Origin of the sequence: Alistipes sp. AF14-19 (assembly GCF_003461645.1) — a bacterium.
GTDB lineage: Bacteria > Bacteroidota > Bacteroidia > Bacteroidales > Rikenellaceae > Alistipes > Alistipes shahii.
This window is the reverse complement of sequence record NZ_QTXM01000008.1, coordinates 1-14,979: the sequence shown is the minus strand read 5'-3', so window position 1 is coordinate 14,979 and position 14,979 is coordinate 1. Positions and strand designations below refer to the sequence as shown.

Annotated in this window: 10 protein-coding genes; 8 read left to right on the top strand and 2 right to left on the bottom strand. The window is 41.2% G+C overall.

Features of this window, described 5'->3' with window-relative positions; translation table 11 throughout:
- The first annotated feature begins 812 nt into the window (after positions 1-812).
- Genes DWW03_RS08430 through DWW03_RS08395 form a run of 8 tightly spaced genes read left to right on the top strand, consistent with a single transcriptional unit; the run spans position 813 to position 11,040 of the window.
- Positions 813-2,354: a type I restriction-modification system subunit M gene (locus DWW03_RS08430; protein ID WP_118404477.1), complete on the top strand. Its 1,542-nt coding sequence runs from the start codon at positions 813-815 to the stop codon at positions 2,352-2,354.
- Positions 2,355-2,400: 46 nt separating this feature from the next.
- Positions 2,401-3,393, top strand: coding sequence for a site-specific tyrosine recombinase/integron integrase (gene xerA, locus DWW03_RS08425; RefSeq protein WP_118404476.1), 993 nt, complete (start codon positions 2,401-2,403; stop codon positions 3,391-3,393).
- Positions 3,394-3,406: 13 nt separating this feature from the next.
- Complete coding sequence (locus tag DWW03_RS16880) at positions 3,407-4,177, top strand: restriction endonuclease subunit S (RefSeq protein WP_250793515.1); 771 nt, start codon at positions 3,407-3,409, stop codon at positions 4,175-4,177.
- Positions 4,178-4,192: 15 nt separating this feature from the next.
- Complete coding sequence (locus tag DWW03_RS08415; RefSeq protein ID WP_118404474.1) at positions 4,193-5,293, top strand: YhcG family protein; 1,101 nt, start codon at positions 4,193-4,195, stop codon at positions 5,291-5,293.
- 10 nt (positions 5,294-5,303) lie between these two features.
- Positions 5,304-6,107: a TIGR02391 family protein gene (locus tag DWW03_RS08410; protein ID WP_118404473.1), complete on the top strand. Its 804-nt coding sequence runs from the start codon at positions 5,304-5,306 to the stop codon at positions 6,105-6,107.
- 47 nt (positions 6,108-6,154) lie between these two features.
- Positions 6,155-7,360 carry a restriction endonuclease subunit S gene (locus DWW03_RS08405; RefSeq protein WP_118406603.1) on the top strand — a complete coding sequence of 402 codons (1,206 nt, stop codon included), beginning with the start codon at positions 6,155-6,157 and terminating at the stop codon, positions 7,358-7,360.
- A gap of 10 nt (positions 7,361-7,370) precedes the next feature.
- A complete protein-coding gene (locus tag DWW03_RS08400; RefSeq protein ID WP_118406602.1) occupies positions 7,371-7,922 on the top strand; it encodes a restriction endonuclease subunit S in 552 nt (183 codons plus the stop codon).
- Complete coding sequence (locus DWW03_RS08395) at positions 7,915-11,040, top strand: type I restriction endonuclease subunit R (RefSeq protein ID WP_118406601.1); 3,126 nt, start codon at positions 7,915-7,917, stop codon at positions 11,038-11,040. The genes DWW03_RS08400 and DWW03_RS08395 overlap by 8 nt, the downstream gene beginning before the upstream one ends.
- 108 nt (positions 11,041-11,148) lie before the next feature.
- On the opposite strand, the gene DWW03_RS08390 is transcribed toward DWW03_RS08395, so the two are convergent.
- Complete coding sequence (locus tag DWW03_RS08390; RefSeq protein ID WP_118404470.1) at positions 11,149-13,071, bottom strand: hypothetical protein; 1,923 nt, start codon at positions 13,069-13,071, stop codon at positions 11,149-11,151.
- A 90-nt stretch (positions 13,072-13,161) separates the two neighbouring features.
- Positions 13,162-14,628 (bottom strand): mobilization protein, encoded by a 1,467-nt coding sequence (locus DWW03_RS08385; protein ID WP_118406600.1) that lies wholly within the window; start codon positions 14,626-14,628, stop codon positions 13,162-13,164.
- Positions 14,629-14,979: the final 351 nt, after the last annotated feature.

Genomic DNA, 14,979 nt, shown 5'->3' with positions numbered 1-14,979 from the left:
GGTACATTCTAAAGGGTGAAGATTTAACGCTTTTATTGTTTCTTAACTCGTTGGGAGTGCCAATTTGGGCGTTATCTTCTCTTTTCGATGCAATTTGGGTTCCGCTATTCCACTTCTATTTGGACTTTATCTCCTAAGCCACTGCAAAGGTACGATATTTTGCCGGATAATCTTCCTTGACCATCTCATTTGTGGATTATTTTGCCGCACAGCAAATGTACTAATGCCGCAATACCAACGCAGCAAAGGGAAGGAGGAAAAAGGAATCTATTATTTTGGAGGGAGTGCAGTCTTCCGCTTGCCTTATTTGTTCTTGCTAAAATTAGCCCGCTCCGAAAAAATAATGGTGTGTAATCGGTTTTCAGACCAAGAACTATTGTTTGAGTTGATATTTCTATTATTTCGTCAGTCGTTTGTCTCCGTTGCCGGATGCTTCATTAAGCCAAGCCGATGAATGGGGAAAGGTTTGGGGGCTGTTTACTCTCCGCAGGAGGAAGAAACTGCTCCAAACGGTTTACCGCTTGACCTTTCCATATTCAATGAGGCTGGCTACCTTTGCATCCGACATGAGGAGATAAACGACTGAATGTACTTAAACCAAAGATGGTACCTGTACTTTGCATGTACACTTTTTCTTGGATTATGCAAGGAAAACCGGGGAAAATGTATTACCTTTGCAATCAAAATACAACTGCGCTAATGACCTGAAGAATCAAAACGATAAAGCAACATACGAAACTCCTTCGCTGTCTTATGGGCTTTGGTCAGCCTCGCAGGGATAGCGGTGGAGTTTTTCGCTTTTATATACGATAATGGCAAAGAAAGCAAAAACAAAGGACGTAGTAAAGAAAACCATCGAGCAAACATTGTGGGATTCGGCAAACGAATTACGTGGCAATCTTGATGCAGCCGAGTATAAAAGTGTGGTACTTGGACTTGTGTTCCTAAAATATATCAACGACTGCTTCAAAGTTAAGCATGACGAACTTGTTGCTGAAGGTGAAGGCTTTGAGGAAGACCCAGACGAATATATTGGCGATAACATATTCTTTGTTCCTGTCGATGCTCGTTGGGAGAAAGTTGTCAATGCCTCACTTACTGCCGAAATCGGAGCTGTCGTTGATGCGGCAATGGAAGCATTGGAGAAAGAAAACAAGCAGCTCAAAGGCATTCTTCCCAAGAACTATGCTCGTCCAGAACTAGATAAACGCCGCTTGGGTAACGTAATTGATATTTTTGAAAACAACCTCCACTTTACAGGTTCGGAAGCTCGTGATGTGCTTGGACGTGTATATGAATATTTTCTTGGAGAATTTGCCCGTGAAGAAGGCAAGAAAGGTGGTGAGTTCTACACCCCTTCATGTGTAGTCCGTACCATAGTTGAAGTTATTCAGCCTTATAAGGGAAAAATCTTTGACCCTGCTTGTGGTTCGGGCGGTATGTTTGTGCAGAGTAGTAAGTTTATTGAACGCCATCAAGGTAATATCAATAAAATATCCGTCTATGGGCAGGAACTTAACAGCAATACGTGGAAATTAGCACAAATGAACCTTGCCATTTGTGGAATTGAAGCCAATTTTGGCGACAGTTTCGGAGATTCCTTTCACGATGACAAACATCCATTCTTAAAAGCGGATTTCGTAATGGCAAATCCACCGTTCAATATCTCCAAATGGGGCGGTGACCAATTACGTGACGACCCACGTTGGCAATACGGCATACCGCCGGAGGGGAACGCCAACTTTGCATGGATGCAACACATGTTGTATCACTTGGCAGACAATGGACGCATCGGCTTGGTTCTTGCCAATGGCTCGCTATCCTCTCAACAAGGTACAGAGGGAGATATTCGTGAAAACATTGTCAAGGCCGATTTGGTGGAAGGTATTATCGCCATGCCATCCCAATTATTCTACAATGTGCAGATTCCTTGCTGTTTATGGTTCTTGACAAAGAGTAAAGCACAACCGGGCAAGACGCTTTTCATAGATGCTCGTAACATGGGCTATATGAAAGACCGCACACACCGTGAACTCTCTTGCGGAGAAGAAACGGAGGAGCATGGCAACGACATCGCACGTATCGCAGATACTTTTGAGCAGTTTCGTGCTGGAACGCTTGAAACCGAAAAGGGATTTTCAGCCATTGCAACAATCAAGGATATAGAGAAGCAAGATTTTATCCTCACCCCCGGACGTTATGTCGGCATAGCCGAAGTGGAGGAAGACGGCGAACCATTTCAAGAAAAAATGGAACGCCTCACTTCCGAACTGTCTGATTTATTCGCCCAGTCGCACACGCTCGAAGACGAAATCCGCAAGCAATTGGCAAAAATCGGCTTCACCGTCAAGTGATATAGCTTCTACTCTTCGTTAGGTTCACCATATAATAACGAAGAATATGAAAGAAAAATTAATTCAGGAAATCAGCACCGCAATGACAGAAGTGTTAAGTTTTGAACAAGTAGCTCACCTTAATAGTGTATTGCTTCAAGTAGTAAGCCAATACACTATTACTGAAGATGGCGAGACACTGCACGAAAATGCAGCGTCTAACGACCGTCTGCTTGACATATTCCTGTCCGCGAAGCAAGTGGAGGGTTGCACAACACCTACAATCAAATACTACGGCTCTACCATTCGGCAGTTATTTAAGAAGATGCCTAAAAAGGTCACCGACTATACTACCGAGGACATTAGAGCCTACCTTGCCGTATTCCAGCGAAAAAACAAATCAAGCAAAGTGACCATTGATAATATCCGCCGGATTTTTTCTTCGTTCTTTGCTTGGCTCGAAGAAGAGGACTACATTGTCAAAAGTCCTGTCCGCAGAATACATAAGGTGAAAACAGGAACACAGGTCAAGGAAGTATTGAGTGATGAGAATATCGAGCAACTCCGTGATAGTTGCACTAAAATCCGTGACCTTGCCATTATTGACTTACTGGCTTCAACAGGTATGCGTGTAGGCGAATTGGTAAAACTCAATCGAGAAGACATCAACTTCACAGAGCGTGAATGTATCGTATTTGGCAAAGGCAACAAGGAACGCATCGTTTACTTCAATGCCCGTGCAAAGATTCATCTACAACAATACTTAGCTTCTCGCAAAGACAGAAATAAGGCTCTTTTTGTCTCTTTAGCTAAACCGCATAAACGCTTGGAGATTTCGGGGGTAGAAACTCGTCTGCGCAAAATTGGCCGCTCTGCAAAGATCGTGCGTGTTCATCCTCACAAGTTTCGCCGTACATTGGCAACAATGGCTATCGACAAAGGTATGCCTGTGGAACAAGTGCAACGCTTACTTGGTCATGTCAAGATTGATACTACCATGCACTATGCAATGGTGAATCAAAACAATGTCAAACTCTCACACCGTAAATTCATAAATTAGCATGTGGTATTGTTTGACACATAACAGTGGCTCATCTTTCCTGAAAAACAGACAAGGAAATGATAATTTAGAGCAGCAGGCGCAGGCGTTGTTCAAGTCGTGGTTCGTAGACTTCGAGCCATTCAGAGGCGGTGAATTTGTAGATTCAGCTCTCGGTAGTACCCCCAAAGAGTTACCAATAGTTTACATCGAAGATATACCTCACAATATAGAAAGTGGAAAAAGACCCAAAGGTGGTGCAACCTTTGAAGGCGTTCCAAGCATTGGGGCGGAAAATATCAAAGGATTGGGGTATTATGACTATTCTAAGACAAAGTACATTCCAAAAGAATATGCTCAAACTATAAAAAAGGGAAAGATAAATGGATATGAGCTATTGATTTACAAAGACGGAGGCAAACCGGGATATTTTATTCCAAATTTCTCTATCTTTGGAGAAGGATTTCCTTTCAACGAAATGTATATCAATGAGCATGTCTTCATCTTGGACTTAATGGATAACGCTTATAATGCGTTTGCATATTTTTATATGCGTACACCATACATTATGAACCAATTAAATTCAATTGGAGGAAAGGCTGCAATCCCCGGTATAAATACAAAAGATATTGAGTGTCTTCCAATATACTCAAATGAAAGTCCGTATGTAAAAAGGTATGGAGACATAGTTCTTCCTTTTATCAAAACGATACTTTCTAACAGTCTTGAAAATGCAAGGTTGGCAAAGATGCGTGACACGCTTCTCCCACAGCTAATGTCTGGTGAACTAAAAATTAGTGAATAAAAACGGAGAAATAAAATGGTTAAATCTATCGGCATATTAGATAAGGATTACACTTTATGGGTTAAAGAGCTTGTAAAGCGTTATCGTGGCAGCCAAATCAAGGCGGCTATAAAAGTGAATAGAGAATTGCTTCGCTATTATTGGGAACTCGGTAAAGATATTGAAGAAAAGCAAGCAGATAACAAGTATGGCAGTAAGTTTTACGCTACATTAAGCCGTGACTTGCGCCATGAAATGCCTGATGTGGAAGGATTATCTGAAACATCAATCCGTTACGCAAAACGTTTCTATACTCTTTATAAACAACAGATTGCAATTCTTCCACAAATTGTGGAAGAATCTGAGAAAGAAAATCTTCCACAGCTTGTGGAAAGATTATATTCTGATTTATTCTCTATTCCTTGGGGACATCATCGTTATATCATAGACAAATGTTCGACTGATTCAGACAAGGCTTTGTTCTATGTCCGCCAAACATTAGAGAATGGATGGAGCAGGGATATATTACTCAATGTATTAGGCACAAATCTGTATGAGCGCAGCGGAAAGGCTCTCACAAATTTCAAGAGTACGCTCCCTGATGTGGATAGCGATTTGGCGCAGGAACTAACACGCGACCCCTACGATTTCTCATTCACGGGATTACGAGGAAAATATAATGAACGACTACTAAAAGATACATTGCTCACCAATATCACAAACTTTCTGTTGGAACTTGGCACAGGTTTCGCCTATGTAGGCAAAGAATATCGCTTGCAAATAGCAGAGAAAGAGAAGTTTATAGACTTGCTTTTCTACAATCTTAAATTGTCTTGCTATGTGGTAGTAGAGGTAAAAATCGGAGAGTTTGACTTTGCTGATGCCGGTCAATTAGGCGGTTATGTTGTTGCTTGCAATCATCTTCTTCGCAAGGAGGGGCGCGATAATCCGACAATAGGATTACTCATTTGCAAGCAGAAAAGCAATACGTTGGCTCAATATGCGTTAGAATCAAGTAGTCAGCCTCTCGGAATATCCGAATATGAGCTTGAAAAACTCTATCCTGAAAAGGTTGAAGGAACAATGCCATCAATCAAAGAGATAGAAGCCACATTAGATGGTCAAACAAACAGCTAAATTCTCATTTATGGAACAGCATATTTTGACACCAGTAGTAATCGAATGTATTGCCAATGTCTTGGGCGATACATCAGAAGGTCTGACTGGATCGGAGATACATAAATGCCTTATTCAATCAGGTATTGAAGATGTTGACCCTACAAACACAAAACGATATCGACTTTACAATGCTTTTGCTAAAGCATGTAATGAATCAAAATGTTCAAATTGCGTTTTTACGTTTATTTCCGTGGCGCTTGCCCCAGAACGTTTTGTGTCTGAAAAGGAACGTTTTGAATCATTGAGAGATAAAATAAATCAGCAGCTTGCTTTTTGCGGCTACAAATATAATGAAGATGGCAAATTTTCTAAGACCCAAAAGGCAAGTAGAATTACAGATGTAGAAATAAAAGCTAATAATCTAAAAGTTGAAGTAGAAAAGCGTAAAGCTCACTCTGAAATATTAAATTATTGTAAGGCGGAACTTCTGCAAAACAACTATTTTCATGCTGTTTTTGAAGCAAATAAGGGATTATTCCAAAGAATAAGAGATTTGTCGGGCTCGAAGGAAGATGGAAATAAACTTATCGAACAGGTATTTAGTAGTAACCCCGTATTGATTATCAATAGTTTTATTTCTAAATCCGAGAAGGATGAACATTCTGGCTTCGCAAATTTGTTAAAGGGATTGTGTGGTATGTTCAGAAATCCTGAAGCACACGAGCCTAAAGTCTTATGGAATATAGAAGAACAAGATGCTTTGGAAATATTGGGAATAATATCCTATTGTCATAGGCGATTAGATAATGCTCAACGGATTAGGTTAATTTGATGCTCAAGTGCTATATGTAGAACGAATGTATCGTAAATGTTTGTATTATGGAATTAAAGAAAATACATATATCAGATATTGGTAAAATTGTTACGGGAAAAACACCAAGGACATCAGTTGCGGAGAACTATGATGGATATATACCTTTCTTGACCCCCTCAGACGACCTCTCTCATAAGTCTGCCCCTAAAACGACTAAGACACTTACAGAACAAGGACTAAATGAAGTAAGAAATTGTTTACTTCCGTCACGTTCTATATGTGTGAGTTGTATAGGCTCTGATTTGGGAAAGGTGGTAATGACCAAAGAACCGACTGTTACGAATCAGCAATTTAACTCAATTATTCCCAATAAAAACTTCAATGCGGATTTTGTTTATTATTTTATGACATTGGTTGGTAGAGAGTTGAATTATCTTAGCAAAACTTCTACTGCTGTGCCTATCATTAACAAGAGTTCGTTCTCAAATTATGAAATTGAAGTTCCTGATTTGGAAACTCAAAATAGGATAGCCTCTATTCTTTCCTCTATAGACTCGAAAATCGAGCTGAACCGCCGTATAAATGATAATTTAGAGCAGCAGGCGCAGGCGTTGTTCAAGTCGTGGTTCGTAGACTTCGAGCCATTCAGAGGCGGTGAATTTGTAGATTCAGAGCTTGGATTGATACCCAAAGGTTGGAGAGTTGTTAGCTTAGGTGAAGTCACAAAGCAAATAACAGAAAAGGTTGGCAATCGTGAAGATGTGACAGTGCTGTCTCCTATAAATTCAGGAGAATTGGTATTGTCAGAAGAATACTTCACCAAACAAGTATTTAGCAAAGACTTATCAAAATATCTAATTGTCAACCCTTTATCATTTGCTTATAATCCAGCTCGTATTAACATTGGCTCAATCGGGTTAAATACTTTCGACTTTGTGGGTTGTGTTAGCCCAGTCTATGTCGTTTTTGAGTGTGAACCTAATTACCAGTATTTCTTCGACTTTTTCAAAAGAACAGCTATGTTCAAAGACGAAGTTGCTTTAAGAGCTATTGGTGGAGTCAGACAATCGCTCGGCTATAATGATTTGTCGCTTATAAAAACAATATACCCAACATCTGATGTTGTAGTTGAGTTTAATAACCTCTATTTGAAAATGAAAGAGGTTATGATAAAGAATACGGATCAAAATGAAAAATTCATTTCTTTGCGAGATTCGCTTCTCCCGAAGCTGATGTCTGGCGAGCTAAAAATTAACGAATTTAATTGCTAAATTCTCATTTATGGAAGAATATAATAAAATTGAAATACAACATATTTGTTCAAATATATGCAGTGGTGGTACGCCCAAAAGCACCGTTATGGAATACTATGGCGGAAATATTCCTTGGCTTAACACAAAAGAAATTAATTTTAGCTGCATATATGAAACTGAAAAAACAATAACAGATGAAGGACTTAATAATTCATCCGCTAAATGGATACCTGCAAATTCTGTAATTGTTGCAATGTATGGTGCAACTGCAGGGAAAACAGCTATTACAAAGATTCCACTTACCACTAATCAAGCGTGTTGTAATCTAACCATAAATCCTGTCAAGGCAGATTATAGATTCGTTTATTATGCCTTATATAATGACTATTCTCACCTAGCTTCTCTTGCAAATGGAGGTGCTCAGCAAAATCTAAATGCGCAACAAATAAAGGAATTTGAGATCCCTTTTCCTCCTTTAAAAGAACAAAAACGTATCGCAAACTTCCTATCTTCCATTGACGATAAAATCGAGCTTAACCGCCGTATAAATGATAATTTAATTCCAACCTATTATGCCTAATACGTTCCATTTTACAGAAGATTCATACGAGCAGTCGATAATCTCTTTGTTCAAGGAAATGGGCTATGAATATCATTATGGCCCGGAACTTGAAACCGACACCTGCCGAGAACTCACTGATGCCACCATACCGGGAGCATTGCGTAAGGCGATGTTGCTTATCAATGGAACAGACAAAGTTGGAGCCGTTGACGAAGCTATCCGACAAATACGTGAATTATTCAGCCAGCCTTTGGTTAGTGCAAACGTGACCCTTACCGATTGGCTACAAAATGGCTTGGACGTTACGTTCAAAACTGACCAAGGAACACTGCGCAGTGACCATATTAAAATAATAGACCCCGTTAATATAGACAACAACTCATTTGTTGTTGCCAATCAATGGACGATCGTAAACGGTAATTCCACCAAACGTGCCGATATTGTGGTGTTTGTTAATGGCCTGCCTGTCTCTGTCATTGAGTTGAAGTCTCCTTCCCGTGAAGTTACCAATTCGGAGGAAGCCCATCAGCAGTTGCAGAACTATATGCGTATTGTTCCGCAACTCTTTACCGCTTGCCAAATGCTTGTGATAAGCGACATGGCAGACACTCGTGTAGGTACGATTACGGCACCGCTTGACCGGTATATGGAGTGGAAAACCACAGACGGGAGTTATGAAAGTACAGTATTTGCCGACTTTGAGACTTTCTTTAATGGTATCTTCACCAAACATCGCTTCATTGATATTATTGCAGACTTCACCCTCACTATGGGTGTGGATAAAAAACTCCGCATCCTTGCTGGTTATCATCAGTATTTTGCCGTAAAGAAAGCTCTTGACTGCACAAAGCAAGCCTTACAACGCAATGACGGTAAAATTGGTGTATTCTGGCACACGCAAGGTTCTGGTAAAAGTCTTTCAATGGTATTCTATGCCCATCAGCTTTTGAAGAATCTGTTGAGTGCGACCTTGCTTGTGCTGACAGATCGCCTCGATTTGAACGACCAACTTCATAACACTTTTGCGGCTTGTAGCGATTACTTGCGCCAAACGCCAATAAAGGCTACTGACGGCGAACACTTGTATGAACTGCTGGAAAAGCGTAAAAGTCATGGTGTTATCTTTGCCAATATCCAAAAATTCAAAGACCGTGACAAACTAATCACCAATCGTTCCGATGTGATTGTGATTAGCGATGAAGCCCACCGCACACAGTCAAATACCAAAACGAAAGTAGATACAGAAACAGGTGAACTGAAACTCGGTTTTGCGGCTATCGTGCGTAAACTTTTGCCTCATGCTGCATTCATCGGCTTCACTGGTACACCTATTGAGCAAGACGACAACGATACAAGAGAGGTCTTCGGCAACTATATCGACATCTACGACATGACCCAAGCCGTGGAAGACGGTGCTACAGTCCCTGTATATTACGAAAGCCGCTTGTTGAAATTGGATTTGGATGCCGACACGCTTAAATTGCTGGATAACGAGTATGAGAAACTTGCGGAAGAAGGAGCGGAAGAACAGGACATCAAACGCTCAAAGGATGAAAATGCACGTCTTCACGCCTTGCTCTCAGCTCCGCAAACCATAGACTCTCTATGTAAGGACATCATAGACCATTACGAGAACAACCGTGCCGACTTGCTTACGGGCAAGGCTATGATTGTGGCGATTGACCGTGCTACAGGAATTGATATTTACAAAAAGCTGATAGAACTTCGTCCTCAGTGGAAAGACATTATTTGTGTAGTCATGACACAAGGAAACCAAGATCCAGTAGAATGGAATGATATTATTGGGTCTGGCGCACGAAAAGAGGAACTGGCTCGTCAGTTCAAGGATAACAATTCACCGCTGAAAATCGCTATTGTCGTGGATATGTGGCTCACAGGTTTTGATGTACCCTCGCTTGCCACGATGTACGTTTATAAACCTATGAAGGGACATAACCTGATGCAGGCTATTGCTAGGGTAAACCGTGTTTTCCCGGAAAAGAGCGGTGGTTTGGTAGTAGATTATATTGGCATAGCCAAGGCTCTAAAAAAAGCCATGCACGACTATACAGGACGTGACAAAAAACGCTTTGGTGACCCGAACATCAAGACAACTGCTTATCAGCAATTTGTTGCTGCACTAAAGCATTGCCGTGAATGTATGGATGATTACGACTATTCCGCTTTTGCCGACTGTTCCAACTTGCAACGAGCCAATCTTATAAGAGGCGGTGTGAATGTACTGCTTGACAAAAATAATCTTGTTTCCTCTCAACCTACTACCCAGACTGATGAAAACGGCAACATTATTTTAGTGGATGCCGTTTCTGCAGAAGCTCAAAAGGTATTTATGGAAGAAAGCAAACGTCTAGCGCAAGCCGCATCGCTTTGTCGTAGTCTGCTGACTCCTGCGGAACGCTATGAAGAAGCATACTTTGAAGCGGTTAGGACGTTGCTTTTACGCCTTACGGGAAACAAGAAGATTACCCGAAAAATCATAGACGAGCGTATTACACAGTTGCTCAAAGTGGCTATCAAGGCTGACGGCGTGGTGGAAATACTCAGCACTAAGGGAACTGAAATTTCTCTTTTTGATGAGAATTTCTTGAAAGAGATTGCCGAGATGAAAGAGAAAAACTTTGCTCTCGAACTACTCAAACGCTTGCTTGAAGAACATATCAGAAAACACGCAAAAAAGAGGATGGTTGAAGCCGAGAAGTTCAGTGAGATGCTTGATGCCCGACTTGCCGAATACTTGCGTGGCTTGATTTCCAACGAGGAAGTAATCAAAGAGTTGCTAAAAATGGCGCAGGAGCTGAAAGCGAATGCTGAGCAAGCGTCAGAGTTGGGACTGACAGAGGAAGAGCAAGCATTTTACGATGCTTTGACAAAACCGCAAGCCGTAAGAGATTTCTACGAAAACGACCAACTTGTTGCTATGGCTAAGGAACTGACCGAAGCCTTACGTAGCAGTAAAACGATTGACTGGCGGCAGAAAGAATCGGCTCGTGCCAAGATGCGCTCTATGGTAAAACGATTGCTCAAAAAGTACAAGTACCCGCCTGAAGAACAAGAAGCAGCCCTCGAAACCGTTATCCGTCAATGCGAACTATATGCAGATTCTGATGATAATTAGTACACAATAATTATTGCAATAATAATTCTGTAATATAAAAGCTACAGGTTGACATGAACCTCAAAAGTTAGACAAAAAACTTTCTGGGTTCATGTCAATTTGATACATTCACTCCTTTTCGGAGCTAAGATTTATTGGCAGATAGAAATCCTTAGCATATTCCTCATCAATATCACTAGATCCGCCGATAATCATCATTGGCTTATTGGCAATTACCTTATCAGCCAGATTCTCATTGAGAAATTGACCCAGCAAATCAAGTTCATCATGAAATGTACTATGATTAGTATTAATAATCTTTCGCATGTCAAGATAAGATAAAAATTCATCTTCTGATTCAACAAAGTCAGCAACAACCATCAAGTCAAATAATGACACAACCCATGTATCACGGAAGCGTTCCTCCATCAAACTAGCAGCCACAAGTTTATCCATCTGTCCCAACAACGAAGAATAATGCTGAAAGGTTACAGCTATCTTGTATATTGGTTTTGTCTTGTTAATTAAAACTGCCCCTTGTTGTGTGCCAAATATAGGTTCTGTTGAGTTATTGATAAAATCAACTGACCTGCAGCATTGTTTACATGCCTCAGCAACAGAGGCCTTGAATTTATACTTGGCTCCATCCAACCTAACTCTGTCCTTATAAGAAAGTTCATGGGCTTTAACTTCTATAATATAGACGGCCTTATCTGAAACGCCAAGAATATCTAGTTCTGGATTCTTTTCTACCTCATCCTCTACTATCTTGTAATGTACAGAAGAATAAAATGTGACATCTGACAGAAATGACTCCATAACAGACTTTACTTTATTCTCAATATAAAAGTCTCGGCTAATCGGACTTGTATTCTGCTGGAAATTCTTCTGGTAATAGGCTCCATCGCGCATCATAAGTTTTTCTGCAATCAAGAACAGATTTCTATGAGGAATCATAGGAGTAAAGCAATAGTATTTATCACCATCTTTAACAAATGGTTTCTCAAAAATACTATGACCATTCATAATACTGCCTTTGAATTCGCTTTCTGCAAGAAAAGCAGAATTATCGCCAAATTCCATAGAAAGAGAATCTAGAATTCTTGTTTCCACTTCGTTTTGAGGATAAACCCAAAATATCTTATCAGAATTCCCATAATCATTTGGTTGATACATTAGGAAATGCATACCGTCTTCCGTGTGTGCTACATCCGGGTTTGCCTCAAAGAACGCGCCAAACAGACCTTTTGAGAAATCTCGATTCTCTAATGTAGCTTCATCGTCAATAGGACCAAATGTCTTTTCGTCCCATTTCTTCCACCGTTCATGCATTTTTGTTATGCCATAGATATTCTCTTGACTAGCAATCTTGCATATAACTCTATTTTCCAGATCCATAAAGAATTCAAATAGTTGGTCAACACTATATCCAAATTGTTGTTGGTAAAAGGTTGTATGAGGGAAGAACATTTCTTTAAATACTTCATATACATGATTTTGATAACCATCACCACGAACAGCTATAGTATCCATATGAATCATCCAATCAATGGACTGCATAGGATCATCAACTAAAGGCATATCTTGATAGATATATGTCATGAACAAGGCCCTCAATCGATTTCTCAAATCCTTAACTACTTCATCTGTGGGATTATCTATGCCATCATTTGGCATTGAAAGACCAAAGTTCATTGCATATTCCGCTATCACTTCAGCATTTTCGTCCAGATGCATCTCTGTGCCATTCATCTGTGCCATAAAATACTTTTCAAGATTGGGAAGGTTATCTAATAAATATAATCCAATGCTTCCAAGCAACTGCACAGAATCATATTTCCTGAAATAGCCCTCAATCGTCTCAATATGCTCTCTTAAAGTTGCATTGACAGTATCTTTATCCTTAAAGACCTCAAGCAAGCGTTTACCCATAGCGCGCATTTGTGTTTCAAATAGATTAAAGCCATTGATGGATTGCTTAGCCATTACCTTTTGTTTCTTGGTTTTAGGCTGCTGTCTTTTCTTCTTGGTATGTTTTTTCTTTTTAGTCATAATCTTCTTTAATTTATTTACAAAGTTACTCTTTTTATTCGGTTGTACGTCAAAATCTTACGATTATTATCACTGACATAGCATTATCGGTTATCTTCCCATTGAGAAGCCCCTCTTTTGCTGGTAGTCGTAGCGACCTTCCACCACATTTTCGACCTCTCGTTGGGCTTTGACCTGCTCACGGCTATCCAAGTTTCCTTTTTGCTTGGCTGAAATATACAGGAAATCCCCGGCTGCACGGTGAGATTGTTTGTCACTCCCAAACAGGTTAAGCGCACTCTTGATGTCCGATACCTGCTCCGAGTCAAAACGTGGCTTGTAATAATCCTTTGCCAAACGGATGATGCCGTTTACAGCCTTGCGGAAGATGTCGCTTGTTTTGAGTAGCAGAAAACTGAGACAGCCAATAATATGGTTCTGCCAAGCAATCCGATTTTTAAGTCTTGTGGTTTCCTGCGTATGCTCTGCCTCCTTGCGGTTCAGTTCGGACTGGTGCTTACCCTCCAGCTTCATCAGTTCACGGTGATGGTCGCTCTGCATTGTCTGGATTTTACACTGCAACCTCTCGATAGTGTTCTCGTGCGTGGAAATCTCATCACGCAAATCCTCAATTTCGCTTTTCAGAGCTTTTGACCTGCCTGTAGCCCAGCCGACAGCGACATCCAAAAGTTCGCTCCCTTTTTCCTTGTTCAGTTTGGAGCGTTTCTCGCTGATAGCCCTGTCAAGGTCTTCACTCTGTTGTTGCTTTTGGCTGGCTTGCTCCATGAGAGCGTTGGTAACATTTTCCGCCTCCTGCATCTTTTGATTCGCCTGTTCCAACTGATGCTCACGGTATAGTCTTGTGGCATTAAGGCGGTTCATCTCCTCTTTCTGTTTCTCTATGATGAAATCGTTGCGTTCCAAATGTTCCTTGCCTGTCTCGGCTTTGGATTTTCCTCGTTTCATAGAGAGTAAATCGGCTGCCAAGGTTTGCATCTCTGTCATATCCTCGTCATTGAGCTTTCGGCTCTTTCCTGTGTCGTGGTTCATCCAATCGAATACGATATGAGCGTGGTAGTTCGGTTTGAACCACTTGCCACTGATTTGGAAACTCTCTTCGTCCTCAGCTTCGGGCTGTCCGCCCAGCCAATGCCCCTCGTCCTTGTGCAGGAAGATTTGAAGCGGAGTGATGCCCCAACGTTGTTGACATTCCTCGCCAAACTTGCGCACATCTGCCAGTGTAGTGTCCGGTCTGATGAGAAGTACACCCTCACGGATGGGAGAACATCCTGCCACTTTGATGATTTTACCGTTCTTGCCTTTGCGCTCACGCTCTTTCTCCTGCATGGCACGGCCAGTCTTTTCCTTAACCATCCGCTTGATGTGGTCATAGTGCGCTTGCAAGTCGGGGTTGCCGAAGCCGGGATTTATCCACTGCTCGTTGTCGGCAGAGAGTTCAGGCACGATGTAGATTCTGGACTCGCCGATATTACGCATATACTCGGCAGTTCTTCGGTTATGAGCCCCACTTGATTTGACATTGCAGGACTTGATATGTATGCTTGATTTTGTTGCCATTTTCTTAAAATTTGATTTGGGTTGTTTAACTGAATTCATTTGCTCCGCTCATAACCGCAGAGGTTACTTTCAGTGACCCTCGACTGCATTCTGCATAGGTTAAGCAAGCTTACCTCTGCTCTCATTTGTACGAGGGTTCTTAGGGGTGTAACCCATAAGCGGAGATTGCAAAGAGAAGGTCACTCTTTGCTCTGGGTTCTCAGGGGTGAAACGCCCTGAGTGGGTCAAGGGCAAAGCCTTGTGGGTTATTAGGGCAAAGTCCTAATCCCCTCGGGAGAGCCCACAACTACGGAAGCGAAGCGTGTAGTTATAGTGGGCTATATCAATGGCAAGCCATTGTCTGCAAACTCC